The sequence below is a fragment of the Cupriavidus respiraculi genome (assembly GCF_914271545.1).
Classification (GTDB): Bacteria; Pseudomonadota; Gammaproteobacteria; order Burkholderiales; family Burkholderiaceae; genus Cupriavidus; species Cupriavidus respiraculi.
Map to the genome: position 1 here is coordinate 1,063,301 of NZ_CAJZAH010000002.1, position 16,654 is coordinate 1,079,954.

At 69.0% G+C, this 16,654-nt stretch carries 18 protein-coding genes; 11 read left to right on the forward strand and 7 right to left on the reverse strand.

Translation table 11 applies throughout. The features are described from left to right. The first annotated feature begins 124 nt into the window (after positions 1-124). The 6 genes from LDO27_RS12700 to LDO27_RS12725 all read left to right on the forward strand — a co-directional run bounded on the left by LDO27_RS12700 (position 125) and on the right by LDO27_RS12725 (position 4,971). Entirely contained in the window at positions 125-1,171 is a 1,047-nt protein-coding gene (locus tag LDO27_RS12700; protein WP_224042109.1) for a LacI family DNA-binding transcriptional regulator, read from the forward strand. Between the two features lie 136 nt (positions 1,172-1,307). After that, entirely contained in the window at positions 1,308-2,249 is a 942-nt protein-coding gene (locus tag LDO27_RS12705; RefSeq protein WP_224042110.1) for a 2-hydroxyacid dehydrogenase, read from the forward strand. Positions 2,250-2,390: 141 nt separating this feature from the next. After that, positions 2,391-2,585, forward strand: coding sequence for a DUF1059 domain-containing protein (locus LDO27_RS12710; RefSeq protein WP_222201745.1), 195 nt, complete (start codon positions 2,391-2,393; stop codon positions 2,583-2,585). Positions 2,586-2,825: 240 nt separating this feature from the next. Then, on the forward strand, positions 2,826-3,584 hold the full coding sequence (modA, locus tag LDO27_RS12715) for a molybdate ABC transporter substrate-binding protein (protein ID WP_224042111.1): 759 nt from the start codon (positions 2,826-2,828) through the stop codon (positions 3,582-3,584). Between the two features lie 27 nt (positions 3,585-3,611). After that, the gene (modB, locus tag LDO27_RS12720) at positions 3,612-4,286 is read left to right on the forward strand and encodes a molybdate ABC transporter permease subunit (RefSeq protein ID WP_224042112.1); all 675 of its coding nucleotides are present in this window, start codon (positions 3,612-3,614) and stop codon (positions 4,284-4,286) included. 16 nt (positions 4,287-4,302) lie between these two features. Continuing rightward, positions 4,303-4,971: a sulfate/molybdate ABC transporter ATP-binding protein gene (locus LDO27_RS12725; RefSeq protein WP_222201760.1), complete on the forward strand. Its 669-nt coding sequence runs from the start codon at positions 4,303-4,305 to the stop codon at positions 4,969-4,971. Between the two features lie 23 nt (positions 4,972-4,994). On the opposite strand, the gene LDO27_RS12730 is transcribed toward LDO27_RS12725, so the two are convergent. Together LDO27_RS12730 and LDO27_RS12735 are read right to left on the reverse strand one after the other, a co-directional pair. Then, positions 4,995-5,828, reverse strand: a complete 834-nt coding sequence (locus LDO27_RS12730) for a TOBE domain-containing protein (RefSeq protein WP_222201762.1) — start codon at positions 5,826-5,828, stop codon at positions 4,995-4,997. Positions 5,829-5,936: 108 nt separating this feature from the next. Beyond that, positions 5,937-6,449: an RNA recognition motif domain-containing protein gene (locus LDO27_RS12735; RefSeq protein ID WP_224042113.1), complete on the reverse strand. Its 513-nt coding sequence runs from the start codon at positions 6,447-6,449 to the stop codon at positions 5,937-5,939. Positions 6,450-6,656: 207 nt separating this feature from the next. On the opposite strand from LDO27_RS12735, the gene LDO27_RS12740 reads away from it, so the two are divergent. From LDO27_RS12740 to LDO27_RS12755, 4 genes are all read left to right on the forward strand, one after another. Beyond that, the gene (locus tag LDO27_RS12740) at positions 6,657-8,201 is read left to right on the forward strand and encodes a DASS family sodium-coupled anion symporter (protein ID WP_224042114.1); all 1,545 of its coding nucleotides are present in this window, start codon (positions 6,657-6,659) and stop codon (positions 8,199-8,201) included. A gap of 13 nt (positions 8,202-8,214) precedes the next feature. Continuing rightward, a complete protein-coding gene (locus LDO27_RS12745) occupies positions 8,215-9,195 on the forward strand; it encodes an Ldh family oxidoreductase (protein WP_224042115.1) in 981 nt (326 codons plus the stop codon). Between the two features lie 232 nt (positions 9,196-9,427). Then, the gene (locus LDO27_RS12750; protein WP_224042116.1) at positions 9,428-10,123 is read left to right on the forward strand and encodes a transglycosylase domain-containing protein; all 696 of its coding nucleotides are present in this window, start codon (positions 9,428-9,430) and stop codon (positions 10,121-10,123) included. A 95-nt stretch (positions 10,124-10,218) separates the two neighbouring features. Continuing rightward, the gene (locus LDO27_RS12755) at positions 10,219-10,689 is read left to right on the forward strand and encodes an MgtC/SapB family protein (RefSeq protein WP_222201770.1); all 471 of its coding nucleotides are present in this window, start codon (positions 10,219-10,221) and stop codon (positions 10,687-10,689) included. A 46-nt stretch (positions 10,690-10,735) separates the two neighbouring features. Here the strand turns inward: LDO27_RS12755 and ppk2 are convergent, their stop codons facing one another. Together ppk2 and fdxA are read right to left on the reverse strand one after the other, a co-directional pair. Continuing rightward, a complete protein-coding gene (gene ppk2 / locus LDO27_RS12760; RefSeq protein WP_224042117.1) occupies positions 10,736-11,653 on the reverse strand; it encodes a polyphosphate kinase 2 in 918 nt (305 codons plus the stop codon). A gap of 132 nt (positions 11,654-11,785) precedes the next feature. Beyond that, positions 11,786-12,118: a ferredoxin FdxA gene (gene fdxA / locus LDO27_RS12765; protein WP_224042118.1), complete on the reverse strand. Its 333-nt coding sequence runs from the start codon at positions 12,116-12,118 to the stop codon at positions 11,786-11,788. 438 nt (positions 12,119-12,556) lie between these two features. On the opposite strand from fdxA, the gene LDO27_RS12770 reads away from it, so the two are divergent. Beyond that, positions 12,557-13,024 carry a Rid family hydrolase gene (locus tag LDO27_RS12770; RefSeq protein ID WP_224042119.1) on the forward strand — a complete coding sequence of 156 codons (468 nt, stop codon included), beginning with the start codon at positions 12,557-12,559 and terminating at the stop codon, positions 13,022-13,024. 8 nt (positions 13,025-13,032) lie between these two features. Here LDO27_RS12770 and LDO27_RS12775 read toward each other — a convergent pair whose 3' ends face one another. The 3 genes from LDO27_RS12775 to xseA all read right to left on the reverse strand — a co-directional run bounded on the left by LDO27_RS12775 (position 13,033) and on the right by xseA (position 16,250). After that, on the reverse strand, positions 13,033-14,025 hold the full coding sequence (locus LDO27_RS12775) for a LysR family transcriptional regulator (RefSeq protein ID WP_222201784.1): 993 nt from the start codon (positions 14,023-14,025) through the stop codon (positions 13,033-13,035). 139 nt (positions 14,026-14,164) lie between these two features. Further along, on the reverse strand, positions 14,165-14,746 hold the full coding sequence (locus LDO27_RS12780) for a superoxide dismutase (protein ID WP_222201786.1): 582 nt from the start codon (positions 14,744-14,746) through the stop codon (positions 14,165-14,167). A 118-nt stretch (positions 14,747-14,864) separates the two neighbouring features. Then, on the reverse strand, positions 14,865-16,250 hold the full coding sequence (gene xseA, locus LDO27_RS12785; protein ID WP_224042120.1) for an exodeoxyribonuclease VII large subunit: 1,386 nt from the start codon (positions 16,248-16,250) through the stop codon (positions 14,865-14,867). Positions 16,251-16,654: the final 404 nt, after the last annotated feature.

Consider the following 16,654-nt stretch of genomic DNA (forward strand, 5'->3'; position numbering starts at 1 on the left):
CCCAACGGCAACCCCCGCGTTTGCCTCGCCCCCGGGGGCGCCGCGCGCCGCGGCGCTATCATTCGGCCTCGACCGGGCGCATCGCCCGCAACGCCGCTTCCTCCGCCTCACCCCGACCACGCTCATGGCCCGCTCCCGTCCCACCGCCGCCCTGCCCACCCCCGCCGTCAGCGGCCGCGCCACGGGTAGCGTCACGCTGGCCGACGTGGCCAAGATCGCGGGCGTCTCGCCGATTACGGTGTCGCGCGTGGTGAACCAGCCGGACCTGGTCTCTGCCGAGACGGTGGCGCGCGTGCAGGAAGCCATCCAGCGCACCGGCTATGTCCCGAACCTGCTGGCCGGGGGCCTTGCCTCGCGCCGCAGCCGGCTGATCGCGGCGATCGTGCCGACCATCGCCAACTCGATCTTCGCGGACACCATCCAGGCGCTGACCGACCGCTTCTCGCAGGCGGGCTACCAGGTGCTGCTGGGCCTGTCGGGCTATGCCGCCACGCGCGAGGAGGAACTGCTCGGCGCCATCCTGTCGCGGCGGCCCGACGGCGTGGTGCTGACCGGCATCGCCCATACGCCCGACGCGCGCCGTCGCCTGCTGGCCGCGCGCATTCCGGTGGTGGAAACCTGGGACCTGACGCCCACCCCCATCGACATGCTGGTCGGCTTTTCGCACGAGAAGGTCGGCCATACGCTGGCCGAGTACGTGCACGCCCGCGGCTATCGGCGCCCGGCCATCCTGTCGGCCAGCGACCAGCGCGCGGAGTCGCGGCGCCTCGGTTTTCTGGCGGGCATCGGGCGCCACGGCATCACCGACGTGCCGAGCAGCATCGTGCCCGCGCCTTCGAGCCTGGGCCTCGGCCGCGAAGGACTGGCCAGGCTGCTGGACGGCGGCGCGCGGCCCGACGTGGTGCTGTGCAGTTCGGACACGCTGGCGCAGGGCGCGCTGTCCGAGGCGCGGGCCCGCGGCATCGCGGTGCCGGACCAACTGGCCGTGATGGGCTTCGGCGACCTGAACTTCGCCGCGCATACCTACCCGGCGCTGTCCACCGTGCGCATCGACGGCCCGGCCATCGGGCGCCGGGCGGCCGAGAGCCTGCTGGCCCGCATCGATGGCAAGCAGGTCGACGAGCCCGTTGTCGACCTCGGCTTCGAGGTGATCCGGCGGGACAGCGCCTGAGCGAGCCAGCCGCGCAAACGGCCCAAGCCGCCAGCTTGCCGCCGATCCGCTGATTGCGCTACCATCGGCAGCGGGCCGCCGCCTCCCGCGGGCCGCCCGCCCTTCCTTCCACCGTCTTCCCAGCCTCGCCACGTCCATGTCCCAGCTCCAGCTCGTCCAGATCGGTTCGCTCGCCCCCCACGTCAACACCGCCCTGAAGGAGCGCCACGGCGCCGGAGCGCTCTGGGAGCAGGCCGATCCGATCGCATGGCTGCGCGAGCATGGCCAGGACGTGCGCGTGGTGGTGACCTCCGCGCGCTACGGGTGCAGCGCCGCGGTGATCGAGGCACTGCCGCGCCTGGAGGCCATCGTCAGCTTCGGCGTGGGCTATGACGCCATCGCGCTGGACGCGGCCCGCGCGCGCGGCATCCAGATCAGCAACACCCCGGACGTGCTCAACGACTGCGTGGCCGACCTGGCCTTCTCGCTGCTGCTCGACGCCTCGCGCAAGCTGGCGCACGCAGACCGCTTCGTGCGCGCCGGCCAGTGGGGCAAGACGCAGTTCCCGCTGGCCACGCGGGCCTCGGGCAAGAAGCTCGGCATCCTGGGCCTGGGCCGCATCGGCGAAAAGGTCGCGCAGCGCGCCACCGGCTTCGACATGGAGATCGCCTATCACAACCGCCGTCCGCGCGCGGGCGCCCCGTGGCGGCATGAGCCGGACCTGAAAGCGCTGGCCGCCTGGTGCGATTTCCTCGTGGTGACCTGCGTGGGCGGGCCGGAGACGGTGGGCCTGGTGTCGCGCGAGATCATCGACGCGCTCGGACCCAAGGGCATTCTGATCAATGTCTCGCGCGGCACCGTGATCGACGAGCAGGCCATGGTCCAGGCGCTGCGCGACGGCCGCCTGGGCGGCGCCGGCCTGGACGTGTTCCGCGACGAACCCAACGTGCCGGCCGAACTGCTGACGCTGGACAACGTGGTGCTCGCCCCGCATATCGCCAGCGGCACGCACGAGACGCGCGCGGCCATGGAAGGGCTGACGATGGACAACCTGAACGCCTTCCTGACCACCGGCAAGGTGCTGACGCCGGTGCTGTAACGCCTCCCCCGGGGCCGCGGCGCGCCGCCGCGAACCTATACTGAAGCCAGCCCGCCGGCCTGCGCCGGCGGCGCCCGCGCGAGACCCGGAGAGCCGGGGGACTCCCGTCCCGCTGATGACATGCCGCGTCAGGAGGACACCATGGGACGCAAATACGTCGATTGCCGCGAGGTTCCCAGCGACATCCGCTGCACGGTCGCGATCAGCGCCGACAGCGAGGACGAGCTGCTGGAGGCCGCGGTCCAGCACGCCGTGACGGTGCACCAGCACGAGGACAGCCCGCAACTGCGCGAGCAGCTGCGCGGCATCATCAAGGAAGGCGCGCCGCCCGCCTGACCGGCGCGGCGCGCACCGGCACGCACGCCGTGCCGTCTGGAGCCCCGCCAGGGGCTCCGGTGCCCTCTCTTTCCCCGCCCGTTGTCACTGCCAGGACGGCATCCCGCCCGATTGACGCTCGCTATATACGCGCCTATATTGCGGTGGTCGCTTCGCCACAAACCGCGGCCGGCAAGTGCCCCGGCCCCACCGCCAATGTCCTTCCGTCCCACCCTCCCGCGCCGTATTTCAGGGCCCGCAATGAAAGCGAGGACTAACCTCGCCATCTCGCTTTGCGCCGCCCTGTGCCTGTGGGCACCCGGCGCTTGGGCCGCGGACCTGGTCGTCTCGGCGGCCTCGAGCCTGACCAACGCCTTCCGCGCGGTGGCCGAGCGCTACGAGAAGGAACATCCGGATACGCGCGTGGTGCTGAACTTCGGCGCCTCCGACGTCCTCATGCAGCAGATCGTCCAAGGCGCGCCGGCCGATGTGTTCGCCTCGGCGGACCAGCGCGCGATGGACAAGGCCGCGGCCGAGGCGGTGATCGTGCCCGCGTCGCGACGGGACTTCGCCAGCAACGCGCTGGTGCTGGTGGTACCCGCCGACAGCCGGCTGGAGATCGCCAAGCCCCAAGACCTGACGCGGCCCGCCGTGCGGCGCGTGGCCTTCGGCAACCCGGGCGCCGTGCCCGTCGGCCGCTACACCCGCGACGCGCTGGCGGCGGCCGGCCTGTGGGACGCGGTCAGCGCCAAGGGCGTGCCGGCGCAGAACGTGCGCCAGGCGCTGGCCTACGTGGCGCGGGGCGAGGTGGACGCGGGCTTCGTGTTCGCCACCGACGCGGCCACCGTGCCGGATAGCGTGAAGATCGCCGCGCGCATTCCGACCACGACGCCGGTCACCTATCCGATCGCCTTGACCGCGCGTGCGCGCAACACGCCCGCCGCCAGCGGCTTCGTGGCGTTCGTGCTGTCCGCCGAGGGACAGGCGATCCTCGCGCGGCACGGCTTCGGCAGGCCCTGAACGGACACCCGGAACCCGCACGACGACATGGAAGCGGTCTGGACCCCTCTGGCCCTCTCGCTCAAGGTGGCGGGCTGGGCGACCGTGCTCAACGCCGTGCTCGGCGTCGGCGCCGCATATGCGCTCGCGCGCTGGCAATCGCGCCTGCGCGACGTGGTCGACGCGCTGCTGACCCTGCCGCTGGTGCTGCCGCCCACGGTGCTGGGCTACTACCTGCTGGTGCTGATCGGCCGACGCGGCGCGCTCGGCCAGTGGCTGGCCGGCATGGGCATCGAGCTGGTGTTCACGTGGCAGGGCGCGGTACTGGCCTCGACCATCGTCGCCTTTCCGCTGGTGCTCAAGTCCGCGCGCGCCGCCTTCGAGGCGGTCGACCATCGGCTCGAGAACGCCGCGCGGGTCCTCGGCACCTCGGAGACCGGCATCTTCTTCCGCGTCACGCTGCCGCTGGCCGCGCGCGGGGTCACCGCCGGCGTGCTGCTTGCGTTCGCGCGCGCGCTCGGCGAGTTCGGCGCCACGCTGATGGTGGCGGGCAACCTGCCCGGCCGCACGCAGACGCTGTCGGTGGCAATCTACGAGGCGGTGCAGGCCGGGGACGACCGCACCGCCAACCTGCTGGTGCTGGTGACCTCGGTCACCTGCGTGGCGCTGCTGGTGGCCGCGGGCCGGCTGACCCGCCCCGCCGCCCGGCGGCCGGCCCGATAACCCGCCCAAGCGCGCCATGGCCATCGAAGTCGCCGTCGCCAAACGCCTGGAAGCCGCCGACCGGCATTTCGCGCTCGATATCGCCTTTGCTTCGGACAGCCACCGCATCGCGCTGTACGGTCCCTCCGGCGCGGGCAAGACCTTGACGCTGCATGCCATCGCGGGCCTGCTGACGCCGGACCGCGGCCGCATCGAGCTCAACGGCCGCACGCTGTTCGACTCTGCCGCGCGCATCGACGTGCGGCCCCAGCAGCGCCGCGTCGCCTACCTGTTCCAGGACTACGCGCTGTTTCCGCACCTGACCGTGGCGCAGAACGTCGCCTTCGGCCTGTCCCGGGGCTGGCTCAATCCCGGCCGGCATGGCCGCCACCCGGACGCCGACCGCTGGATCGACGCGTTCGGCCTGCGCAACATCACGGGCCACTACCCCGGCGAGATCTCGGGCGGGCAGAAGCAGCGCGTGGCGCTGGCCCGCGCCCTGGCCACGCGGCCGGACATCGTGCTCCTGGACGAGCCGTTTTCCGCGCTGGACCCCGCGCTGCGCGTGCGCATGCGCGCCGAGCTGCGCGCGTTGCAGGACAGCCTCGATGTGCCGATGCTGACGATCTCGCACGACCCGGACGATGTGGCGGCGCTCGGCGAGCATGTGCTGGAGATCCGCGACGGCCGCATCCACCGGCCGTGAGTCCTCGGTCGTGTCGTGCCCGCTCAGTCCATCGTGCCCAGGATCACGCTCGATGCCTTGAAGATGGCCAGCACCCGCACGCCCTCGGCCAGGCCCAGCGCCGTCACGCTCGCATTGGTCACGATGGCCGCCATCGTGCCGCCGCCATCGAGCTCCATCACCACCTCTGTGTTGACCGCGCCGGGCACGATGCGCGAGACCGCGCCGGGCAGCTGATTGCGCGCGGACAGGCGCAGGCCCGGATCGGCGACGCCCACCAGCACGGACGACGCCTTGATCAGCGCGAAGGCCTCGACGCCCGGACCCAGCCCCAGCGTTTCCACGCTTTCGTGCGTGATGGTCGCCACCACCTGCTGCCCGCCCGGCAGCGCCAGCGCGACCTCATCGTTCACCGCGCCGGCGCGTACCGCCGCGACCCGGCCGAACAGCTTGTTGCGGGCACTCGTCTTGACCATGATCCGCCTCATCAGTTGAAGGTCCGCGGCCGCATCGCCATCGCCCGCATTGCCCCCACCGTCGCCCCCCAGGCGCTGGCCCGCGGCCGCGAGGTGCGCGAGAAAGAGGCGGTGCTCGGCCTCCAGCGCGCGGAAGGTCCGCACCAGTCCTTCGCCGCGCGGCGTCAGCATGGTGCCGCCCCCGCCCTTGCCGCCGGCCGCGCGAATCACCAGCGGCTCGCCGGCGCTGTTGTTCATCGCATCCACGGCGTCCCATGCGGCCTTGTAGCTCAGCCCCACGGCCTTCGCGGCCGCGGTGATCGAGCCATGCTCGGCGATGGCAGCGAGCAGCGCGATGCGGTCCTTGCCGCCCAGCGTCTGGCTGCCTGCGCGGAACCAGATCGCGCCTTCGAGTTCTAGCATCGGAAGGAAAGGCACCGTCGCGCTAGCGCGGCGCACAGCTGTATCGATGCGGCTATGTTAGCGGCAAACCGCGCCGGCCCCGGGGCCTGGGTCCGCCCGGCCCCGCGCTCAATCGCTGCTCTGATGCGCCGGGATATACCAGCGCATCATGCCGCCCGCGAAATACTGGCGGTCGAAGCGGCGCAGCAGGCGCCATGCGGAAAAGATGTCGATGTCGAGATCGACCCATGCCCACGGCCGCTCGGGGTCGCCGTCGCGCACGATCTCCACCGAGCGCACCGGCGCGTGCGGCGAGATCTTGTCGCGCAACTGCTGCTCGGTGATATCCCGATGAAGGCCCCGGATCAGCACCTGCATGTCGATCTCCTGAAGGGGAAGTCGCCCGCGTTGACGCGGCGAGCATTCGGCAAGCCAGGACGATTGTAGGCGGCCGGCGGTCTTTCCGGCGCAATCGCCCGCCACGGCGCGGCATCGATCTCGCCGCGCACAAAAACTTTCAGCACGGGTTTCCAAACCATGCAGATCGCGCCCGCCCGGGCGGTGCGAGCCGCGCGCGGCCACCGTGCGCACCGTCCCGCCACGGCCCCGCAGACGCGCGCAAACACGCGGATCGCCAGGCATGCGGCATCGCCACCGCCCATTGGACCGCGTTCGCCGCGCACGCGCACGGCGGCGAGACCGACCCTTGATCTGGCGCAAGCGATGGCCTCACCGCGGTCGACAGCCGCGTGGAGGCGGGCGGATAATGCGCGCCATGTCGATGCGGCGGACCCGCGTGGCGGGACCGCCGGCATCTTGGCATCGCGCTGCACTGAACGGAGACCGGCAATGACAGACCTGCGCAGCAACGCTTCGTCCGCGCCATCCGCGCCCTCCGCCCCGCCTCCGCCGGCCGGTCCGGCCGCCAGCGTGGCCGCCGCGAGGAACGCGCCGCCGTGGGGGCTGTACGCGGCCGCGCTGGTACTGATCGGCGTGCTGCTGCTGCCCACCCCGGCGGACCTGCCGCTGGCCGGGCATCGCATGCTCGCCATCCTCGCCTTCGCCGTGGTGGTGTGGATCACCGAGGCGGTGTCCTACGAGGCCAGCGCCATCATGATCACCGCGCTGATGGCCGCGCTGATCGGCTTCGCGCCCGTGGTGACCGACCCCTCGACAGACTACGGCACCTCGCGCGCGCTCGGCATGGCGCTGGCGGGCTTCGCCAATACCGCGCTCGCGCTGGTGGCCGCCGCGCTGTTCATCTCCGCCGCGATGACGGTGACCGGGCTGGACCGGCGCATCGCACTCGTCACGCTATCGGCCATCGGCACCAGCACCCGCCGCATCCTCGTGGGGACCATCGCGGTGACCATCGCGCTGTCGCTGGTGGTGCCCAGCGCCACCGCGCGCAGCGCGTGCGTGGTGCCCATCATGATGGGCGTGATCGCGGCGTTCGGTGTGGACAAGCGCTCGAACATCGCGGCCGGCATCATGATCACGGTGGCCCAGGCCACCAGCATCTGGAACGTCGGCATCCAGACCGCGGCCGCCCAGAACCTGCTGACGATCGGCTTCATGGACAAACTGCTCGGCGAGCGCGTGACGTGGCTGCAATGGCTGATCGCCGGCACGCCGTGGGCCATCGCGATGTCGGTGGTGCTCTATTTTCTGGTGCGCTGGCTGCTGCCCGCGGAGGCCGAAGCCATCCCGGGCGGCAAGGAGGCCGTGCAGCGCGACCTGGCGGCGCAGGGTCCGATGAGCGGGCCGCAGAAGCGGCTCGCGGCCGTCTCGGTCGGGCTGCTGCTGGCGTGGGCCACCGAAGGCAAGCTGCACGACTTCGACACCGCCACCGTCACCTTCGTCGGGCTCGTGATCCTGATGCTGCCGCGCCTGGGCGTGATGGACTGGAAGACCATGCAGCAGCGCACGCCGTGGGGCACGCTGATCGTCTTCGGCGTCGGCATCAGCCTGGGCACCGCGCTGCTGACCACGCAGGCCGGGCAATGGCTGGGCCGCTTCGTGGTGGCGAATTCCGGCCTTGCGACCCAGGGCCCCATCATGGTGTTCGCCATCCTGGCCGCCTTCCTGATTCTGATCCACCTCGGCTTTGCCAGCGCCACCGCGCTGACCGCCGCGCTGCTGCCGATCCTGATTTCCGTGCTGCAGACGCTGCCGGGCGATATGAACAAGGTCGGTATCACGATGCTGCTCGGTTTCACCATGAGCTTCGGCTTTATCCTGCCGATCAATGCGCCGCAGAACATGGTGTGCCTGGGCACCGATACCTTCAATGGCCGGCAGTTCGCGCGCATCGGCATTCCGGTCACGCTGGTGGGCTATGCACTGATGCTGCTGTTCGCGGCGACCTACTGGCGCTGGCTCGGCTGGATCTGACACGGGGGCGAACATGAACATCACCTTGGAAGACGCGCACCGGCTGGCGCACGACATCCTGGTCGCGCTCGGCGTGCCGACCGATATCGCGCACGACGTGGCCGAACATCTGGTCGAGTCCGATCGCTGCGGCTATGTCAGCCACGGCATCTCGATCCTGCCCAGCTACCGGCGCTCGGTGGAAACGGGCAACGTCAATCCCGCGGGACGCGCGAGCTGCGTGATGGACCGGGGCACGCTGATGGTGTTCGACGGCGACGGCGGCTTCGGCCAGCACGTGGGCAAGCAGGTCATGCAGACCGCCATCGAGCGCGTGCGCGAGCACGGGCACTGCATCTTCACGCTGCGACGCTCGCACCATCTCGGCCGCATGGGGCACTACGGCGAGATGGCCGCCAATGCCCGCATGGTGCTGCTCAGCTTCACCAACGTCATCAACCGCCCGCCCGCGGTGGCGCCCTACGGCGGCAGGGTCGCGCGGCTGACCACCAATCCGCTGTGCTTCGCGGGGCCGATGCCCAACGGCAGGCCGCCGCTGGTGGTCGATATCGCGACCAGCGCCATCGCCATCAACAAGGCCCGCGTGCTGGCCGAGAAAGGCGAGCCCGCGCCCGAGCGCAGCATCATCGACGCCGAGGGGCTGCCCACCACCGACGCCGGCGCGATCTTCGCCGATCCGCCCGGCGCGCTGCTGCCCTTCGGCGGGCACAAGGGCTATGCGCTGGGCGTGGTGGCGGAACTGCTGGCGGGCGTGCTGTCCGGCGGCGGCACCATCCAGCCGGAGAACCCGCGCGGCGGCGTGGCCACCAACAATATGTTCGCCGTGCTGATCAACCCGGAGCTGGACCTTGGCCTGCCATGGCAGAGCCAGGAAGTCGAGCGTTCATCCGCTACCTGCAGGACACGCCGGCGGCGCCGGGCTTCGACCGCGTACAGTACCCCGGCGAGTACGAAGCGGAGAACCGCGCGCGTGCCGCCACCGCGCTCGATGTGAATCCGGCCATCTGGGCCAACCTGGCGAAGCTGGCGGGCGACCTGGGAGTGGCATTGCCTGGGAAGTAGTTTCCTTGCTCCCCTCTCCCGCCAGCGGGAGAGGGCCGGGGGTGAGGGTGACCGCTTGCAGGCCCCCAAACCCGCACGCTCCCGCACACGAAGAATCAGGCACCATCACGGCAGCGGCAGCCCGCGCATCGCTTCCATCCTCCCGCGCTGGCACAATACGCGCCATGAAACGCCTCTTCTCGCTGCTGTTCGGCTTTCTCGCCGTCGTCGTGCTGACCTGCGCGCTGCTCGGCACTCTCGCCGTCATCGTCGCCAGCCGGCAGTTGCCCACGCTGGATGCCATCGTCGCCTTCCGTTCGACGCCGGACTACGTGCCGCTGCGCGAGATCCCCGCGACGCTGACGCAGGCCGTGGTCGCCATCGAGGACGAGCGCTTCTACCTGCATGACGGCATCGACTATGTCGGTGTCATCCGCGCCGGCATCGCCAACCTGTCCGACGACCTCTCGCAGGGCGCCTCGACGCTGACCATGCAGGTCGCCCGCAATTTCTTCCTGTCACGCGAAAAGACCTATACCCGCAAGCTGTACGAAGCGATGCTGGCCTACCGCATCGAGCGGGCGCTGTCCAAGGACGAGATCCTCGAGATCTACATGAACAAGGTCTACCTCGGCCAGGGCGCCTACGGTTTCGCCGACGCCGCGCGGGTCTACTTCGGCAAGCCGCTGGGCAAGCTGACCCTGGCCGAATCCGCGATGCTGGCCGGCCTGCCCAAGGCCCCGTCGGCCAACAACCCCGTGGTCAATCCGCGCCGCGCCCGCCAGCGCCAGGCGTACATCCTGCATCGCATGCTGGAGCTGGGCCGCATCACGCGGCCGCAGTACGACGCCGCGCTGCTCGAGCCGCTGCGCCTGCGCTAGTGCGCCCTGGCGCGCATTTGTCAGTACCCGCCCGACTGCCCCGGCCCCGCGCCGCATGATACGCTGGCCCGGTCAGGACCACGGGAGACACGACGATGGATGGCCTTTGGGCGGACGTCTACAGCACGGTGCGGGCGGAATTCGCCGACATCCCCAATGTGAAGGAGGTCACGCGCGTGCTTGTGCGCCTGACCATGGCCGCCGTGCTCGGCGGACTGATCGGCTACGAGCGGGAATCGGCCGGCAAGGCTGCCGGCCTGCGCACCCATATGCTGGTGTCGCTCGGCTCCGCGCTGTTCGTCCTCGTGCCCCTGCAGGCGGGCATCAAGGTCGAGGACCTGAGCCGGGTGCTGCAAGGCATCGCCTCCGGCATCGGCTTCCTGGGTGCCGGCGCCATCCTGAAGCTGAACTCCGAGGAAAGCATCAAGGGCCTGACCACCGCCGCCGGCATCTGGATGGTAGCGGCAATCGGCGTGTCGGCGGGCATGGGCCGGGAATCGACCGCGGTCATCGCGACGATCTTCGCGCTGGTGATTCTGACCGTGCTGCAGCGACTGTCGAAATAGCCCGCGGGCAGTCAGCGGGGCCGCGTTCGCCGGCCCCGTGCCGCAATCAATAGACCTCCGGCACCACCATGCTGTCCGGCACCGGCTGGCGCGAGTAGTCGTCATGCCGTTCGCGCTCGGGCAGCACGATGGTCGGCGTCTCGATCTCGCGATACGGTACCAGCGTCAGCAGATGGTGGATGCAGTTCAGCCGTGCCTTCTTCTTGTCGTCGGCCTGCACCACCCACCACGGCGCCTCGGGAATATGCGTGCGCGCGAGCATGATCTCCTTGGCCTTGGTATAGGCCTCCCAACGCCGGCGCGACTCCAGGTCCATCGGGCTGAGCTTCCATTGCTTGAGCGGATCGTGGATACGGCTCAGGAAGCGCAGATGCTGCTCGGCATCGGAGATCGAGAACCAGTACTTGACCAGGCGAATACCCGAGCGCACCAGCATCTTCTCGAACTCGGGCACGGTGCGGAAGAACTCCTCGTACTGCTCGTCGGTGCAGAAGCCCATCACGCGCTCGACGCCGGCGCGGTTGTACCAGCTGCGGTCGAACAGCACGATCTCGCCGGCGGCGGGCAGGTGCGAGACGTAGCGCTGGAAATACCACTGCGTGCGTTCTCGGTCGTTGGGGGCGGGCAGCGCCGCCACGCGCGCCACGCGCGGATTGAGCCGCTGCGTGATGCGCTTGATCACGCCGCCCTTGCCGGCCGCGTCGCGCCCCTCGAACAGGATCACGACCTTCTCGCCCGTGGCCACCACCCAGCTCTGCAGCTTGACCAGTTCGCCCTGGAGCCGGAACAGCTCGCGGAAATAGCGGCGGCGCTCGGCCCGCGCCGGATCGTCCAGCGGCACGCCATCGTCGCCGAACAGCGTCTCGGCGTTGTCGTCCTCCAGCGCCAGTTCGAGCTCTTCGTCATAGTGGTCGGCCACCTCGCGGTGGATGCGCCGAACCAGTTCCTCGTCACCCGGTGTCATCGTTCGCTCCTTCTTGCGTCCCCGTGCTCGCAGCCGGGCTGCGACATGCTAGCCGCGCCTTGTGGCAATCGTGTGAACGATGGGGCCACAAGTCAAGGGGATGCGCCCGAGAGGGGCCGATGCGGGACGGCCTCAGTCGATGACGAGTTGGCCGAGCTTGCCCTTGCGGCCGGCCCACTCGGCGTGATCGGGCAGCGGCCCCTTGGCCTTGAGCAGAGGCTTCCAGCCGGGATGGCGCGAAAGCTCGGCGTTCAGCGCCACGAAGTGGCGCTGGTCCGCGGGCAGGTCCTCCTCGGAATAGATGGCCCCGACCGGGCATTCCGGCACGCACATCGAGCAGTCGATGCATTCGTCCGGATTGATGGCGAGGAAATTGGGGCCTTCGTGGAAGCACGACATGGGACAGACGTCCACACAGTCGGTATAGCGGCACTGGATGCAGGCATCCGTTACGACAAACGTCATGAGGCAACAGCGGGAGAACGGCGAACTACCGGAAGGGAACATGGTAGCGGCCGCGAGCGCGGCGGGGCGGGTCGTGCTTTGACCGAGTCGGTCAAAATCCTTCGTCGGGGGGCACGCCGCGGCGCAACCGGGCGCAAATCCCCCTGCGCCGCCGCCTGCCCATGGACAACGCCGCGTCTACCGCCATTGCGCTACTCAGACGCATGCTGATGTCACCGCGATCGCATCGCCGGCGCGGCTGTCCGTGCCGACCGTTGGCACGGTTACGGAGTCACGGCTTCAGGGAATCGCCTTGGTGCGCATCTGCCGAACGCGCAAATTTGCGCTGTCGAAGCGCACGAATGCGCCCTTCCCTTTCACTCGCGATGATAGTCTGGAACCCTTCTGACGACGCGGGATCGCCGATCCCGGCGATCCTTTTTCACGTGGAGGTACAACATGGTCGACCAGCCGGATTCGCTCGAAAAGAAAACCGCCTATTGGGGCGTTCCGTGGGAAGAAGCCTATGGCTATGCGCAGGCAGTGCAGGTAGGAAACGAGATCTACGTGTCCGGGCAGCTGAGCCACGACAGCCAGGGCAACCTGGTGGCGCCGGCGGACGTCGACGACGCGGGAAAGCCGCGCGAATTTTCGACGATGGAAGCGCAGATGCGTACCACCTACGAGAATCTCGCCACGCTGCTCGGGCGATTCGGCGCGACGCTGGACAACGTCGTGGAAGAAACGCTCTATGTGCTGGATGTCGACGCGGCTTTCGCCGTGGCCGGCAAGGTCCGCAAGGCGGCGTATGGCAAGGAACGCCCGCAATGCGCCAGCAACCTGATCGGGGTCTCGCGGCTGGCGATGCCGCCGCAATTGATCGAGATCGCCTGCAAGGCGGTACTACGTCCGCGCAAGGATGACTGAGCGAAGATTCACTTCTTCGCGGCGTGAAGCGGTTCGCGGCCTTCGATCAACGCCTTGCGCCGCGCGACCGCCGTTGCGCAAAAGCTCATGAAGGCCTGAACGCGCCGGGACCGCCGGATATCCGGGTGGGTGAGCAGCCAAAGCTCGTCCTGCAGCTCGGGCACGACAGGTCCCACGCGTATCAGCTCGGCCATCGCATCGCCGAGCATGCAGGGAAGAAACCCCAGGCCGAGGCCCGCCGCGATGGCGGCGGCGACCGCGGCGACCGAGTCGGACCGGTATGCGATGTCGACCGGTGCGACTCGGCTTTCGACGTGGTGAAATGCCCTGAGTCCGGAGAGGCGGCCGGCATACGACACCCACGTCATGCCGTATAGATCGTCCGCCGCGGGCCGCTTGCGGCGGAACTGCGAGGCGCTGCCGTAAGGCGCCCACGCGATGTTCGCAAGCTTGCGGCCCACCAGGGTCTCCGATGGGGTCCGTGTTGCCCGGATCGCGATGTCGGATTCGTCGCGTGCGAGATTGAGGGTGTCGTTGCCGACGAGCACTTCCACCGACAACGACGGATGGCGTGTCCTGAAGTCCGCAATGATGGGCGTCAGGAAATGCAGCAACAACGAATCGCTGGTCGTCATCCGCAGCGTGCCCAGCGGCCCTTGCAGGCCGCCCGATACACGCCTGGCCACGCTGACGACATCGAGTTCGACCCGCTCGCTCAACGCGCGAAGCTCCATGCCTTCCGGCGTCAGCTTGTAGCCTGCACGGCGGCGGTCGAACAGCGCCACGCCCAGTGCCGCTTCGGCTTGCGCCACCCGGCGCGATACCGTGGAGACATTGATGCCCAGCTTCGCGGCGGCAATCGATCGGCTGCCACACTCGCTCAGCGTCTTGATGATGCGCAGATCGTCCCAGGAAAAGCGGAAGGCCCCTTCCGCCGCTGGCGGGAGGCCGCTATCCGGCGCGCCCGCTGCCGCCAGGGTCTTCTGGAATGTCGACTGCACGTTGACGTCTTTCCAATGCGGTACGCAAAAAGAGAGCCCTCGTTCGGAGGGCTCTCTTTCGCGTCTGTCTACGCTCGAGCGTGGCAGTCGGACCGTCGCGCACGATCGCGCCATGTCGGGCTGCCTGTCACGCCCAGGATCAGCCAGCGAAGTTCTTGCTGACGAAGTCCCAGTTCACCACGTTCCAGAATGCCTCGACGAACTTCGGACGGGCATTGCGGTAGTCGATGTAGTAGGCATGCTCCCACACGTCGCAGGTCAGCAGCGGCTTGGCATCGGTGGTCAGCGGGGTGGCCGCGTTGGAGGTGGACACCAGGTCCAGCGAGCCGTCGGCCTTCTTGACCAGCCAGGCCCAGCCCGAACCGAAGGTGCCGATGGCGGTCTTGCTGAACTCTTCCTTGAACTTGTCGAAGGAACCCCACTTGGCGTTGATGGCATCGGCCAGGGGGCCGGTGGGCTGGCCGCCGCCGTTCGGCGACAGGCAGTTCCAGAAGAACGTGTGGTTCCACACCTGGGCGGAGTTGTTGAAGATGCCGCCGGAGGACTTCTTGATGATCTCTTCAAGGTCGTAGTTCTCGAACTCGGTGCCCTTGATGAGGTTGTTCAGATTGGTGACGTAGGCCTGGTGGTGCTTGTCGTGGTGGAACTCCAGGGTCTCCTTGGACATGTGCGGGGCGAGCGCATCGTGGGGATACGGCAACGGGGGGAGAGTATGTTCCATTGTTCTGTCTCTGTGGGGTTGCGGGAAGGGAGTCACCGATTGTAGGGGACTTGCCAAAGCGGCGCAAACGAGGGGCTATTCCCCTGATCGCCCTGGCAGTTTGAGCGACTTGGGTGCTTCACACCTCGGGCAGCTTGGCCTGCACGCTGGCCACGCCGATATCGGCCGCGCCCTGCGCGAGATGGACTTCGAGCACGCTGCCCGCGCGCAGTTCCGCGGGCGAGCGCAGCGCGCGGCCGCGTTGGTCCAGCAGCACCGCGTAGCCGCGCTCCAGCGTGCGCTGCGGCGCGAGCAGCTCCAGCGCGCCGGCGGTCCGGTGCAGGCGCTGCCCGGCGCGTTCGTGCTGGCGTTCGGCGGCCGCCTGCATGCGCAATGCCAGCCGCCGCAGGTCAGCCTGCGCGCGCACGGGATCAGGGCGGCTTGCGCCCCAGCGCATCGACAGCACCTGGACGCGATGGCGCTGCGCGACCAGCGTGTCGCGCCATGCCGAGCGCAGATGCCGCGCGAGGTTCTCGACCTGGGCGCGCCGCTCCTGCAACTGCGCCTGCGGGCTGCGCACGCGCCGCGCCAGCCAGTCCAGCTGCTGCGCCCGTCCTTCCAGCCGGCGCTGCATGCAGCGGCCCAGCGCCTCGCGCAGCCGCATCGCCTGCGCCAGCAGATGGGCGCGGTCGGGGCTGACCAGCTCGGCCGCGCCGGTCGGCGTGGGCGCGCGCACATCGGCGACGAAGTCGGCGATGGTCACATCGGTCTCGTGGCCCACACCGGCCACCACCGGCACCGCGCAGCGCGCGATGGCATGGGCAACCGCTTCCTCGTTGAACGACCACAGGTCCTCGATGCTGCCGCCGCCCCGGCACAGGATCAGGACATCGCATTCATTGCGCGCGCTGGCCACGTCCAGCATGGCGGCGATCTTGTCCGCCGCGCCCGCGCCCTGCACCGGCACCGGATACACCACCACCGGCACGTGCGGCGCGCGCCGGCGCAGCGTGGTGACCACGTCGCGCAGCGCGGCGGCCTGCAACGAGGTCACCACGCCGATCACGCTCGGATGGCTGGGCACCGGCCGCTTGCGTTCGGCATCGAACAGCCCCGCCTGCGACAGCTTTTCCTTCAGGCGCAGGAAGGCTTCGTACAGATTGCCGACGCCGGCGCGGCGCATGCCGTCCACATTCAGTTGCAGTTCGCCGCGCGCCTCGTACATCGACACCAGCGCCCGCACCTCCACCGCCTCGCCCTCCCGCGGCGCGAAGTCGACATACTGGTTGCGCCCGCGAAACATCACGCAACGGATCTGCGCGCGGGCATCCTTGAGCGAGAAATACCAGTGGCCGCTTGCCGCGCGCGTGAAGTTGGAGATTTCTCCCCGCACCCAGGCGAGCGGGAAGTTGCGCTCCAGCACCGAGGCGATCGCGTGATTGAGCTCGCCCACCGGGATCACTTCGCGGCCGCTTCCGCGCGCGGGAGACGGTATTTCTCGGGAAACGTTCAACGGCTCGGACATGGAAGGCCTTTGCGGGAGCGGCGGAAGATGGACATGTCCACAGCATAACCGCTCTGTCAAGCGCTTCGCGGTGGGGTGCCGTTGCGCGGCCGCGAGCCGGGGGACTTGACACAAGCCATTGATTCTTAAGTGAATTCGCTGGCATCACTTTTTAGGCAATGTAAGCAAAACCCTTACGCGTCAACGACTTAAGGATCGCCATCCGGCCTTTGTTCACAAAGTTATCCACAGGAAATCTGGACAACTCGGTGGCGGAAGTTTCGACAAGACCGTGCAAAAGCTGCGCTGCCCCTGCACCGCGCTCCCACCGGCGTCACGGATAAGCGACAGCTTGCCGGGACGGGCACGCGGCGGCGGCAGTAACTGCTTAAATTTTGGTCACGGCTTTCCTTTTCCAATGGCAT

What these genes read in the sequence shown, in the direction of transcription:
- LDO27_RS12780 (WP_222201786.1), bottom strand. Translation starts at nt 14,746, where the DNA reads ATGGAACATACTCTCCCCCCGTTGCCGTATCCCCACGATGCGCTCGCC.
- LDO27_RS12725 (WP_222201760.1), top strand. Translation starts at nt 4,303, where the DNA reads ATGGCCATCGAAGTCGCCGTCGCCAAACGCCTGGAAGCCGCCGACCGG.
- LDO27_RS12770 (WP_224042119.1), top strand. Translation starts at nt 12,557, where the DNA reads ATGGTCGACCAGCCGGATTCGCTCGAAAAGAAAACCGCCTATTGGGGC.
- LDO27_RS12705 (WP_224042110.1), top strand. Translation starts at nt 1,308, where the DNA reads ATGTCCCAGCTCCAGCTCGTCCAGATCGGTTCGCTCGCCCCCCACGTC.
- LDO27_RS12755 (WP_222201770.1), top strand. Translation starts at nt 10,219, where the DNA reads ATGGATGGCCTTTGGGCGGACGTCTACAGCACGGTGCGGGCGGAATTC.
- modA (WP_224042111.1), top strand. Translation starts at nt 2,826, where the DNA reads ATGAAAGCGAGGACTAACCTCGCCATCTCGCTTTGCGCCGCCCTGTGC.
- LDO27_RS12730 (WP_222201762.1), bottom strand. Translation starts at nt 5,828, where the DNA reads ATGCTAGAACTCGAAGGCGCGATCTGGTTCCGCGCAGGCAGCCAGACG.
- modB (WP_224042112.1), top strand. Translation starts at nt 3,612, where the DNA reads ATGGAAGCGGTCTGGACCCCTCTGGCCCTCTCGCTCAAGGTGGCGGGC.
- ppk2 (WP_224042117.1), bottom strand. Translation starts at nt 11,653, where the DNA reads ATGACACCGGGTGACGAGGAACTGGTTCGGCGCATCCACCGCGAGGTG.
- LDO27_RS12740 (WP_224042114.1), top strand. Translation starts at nt 6,657, where the DNA reads ATGACAGACCTGCGCAGCAACGCTTCGTCCGCGCCATCCGCGCCCTCC.
- LDO27_RS12735 (WP_224042113.1), bottom strand. Translation starts at nt 6,449, where the DNA reads ATGCCTGGCGATCCGCGTGTTTGCGCGCGTCTGCGGGGCCGTGGCGGG.
- fdxA (WP_224042118.1), bottom strand. Translation starts at nt 12,118, where the DNA reads ATGACGTTTGTCGTAACGGATGCCTGCATCCAGTGCCGCTATACCGAC.
- LDO27_RS12700 (WP_224042109.1), top strand. Translation starts at nt 125, where the DNA reads ATGGCCCGCTCCCGTCCCACCGCCGCCCTGCCCACCCCCGCCGTCAGC.
- xseA (WP_224042120.1), bottom strand. Translation starts at nt 16,250, where the DNA reads ATGTCCGAGCCGTTGAACGTTTCCCGAGAAATACCGTCTCCCGCGCGC.
- LDO27_RS12745 (WP_224042115.1), top strand. Translation starts at nt 8,215, where the DNA reads ATGAACATCACCTTGGAAGACGCGCACCGGCTGGCGCACGACATCCTG.
- LDO27_RS12710 (WP_222201745.1), top strand. Translation starts at nt 2,391, where the DNA reads ATGGGACGCAAATACGTCGATTGCCGCGAGGTTCCCAGCGACATCCGC.
- LDO27_RS12750 (WP_224042116.1), top strand. Translation starts at nt 9,428, where the DNA reads ATGAAACGCCTCTTCTCGCTGCTGTTCGGCTTTCTCGCCGTCGTCGTG.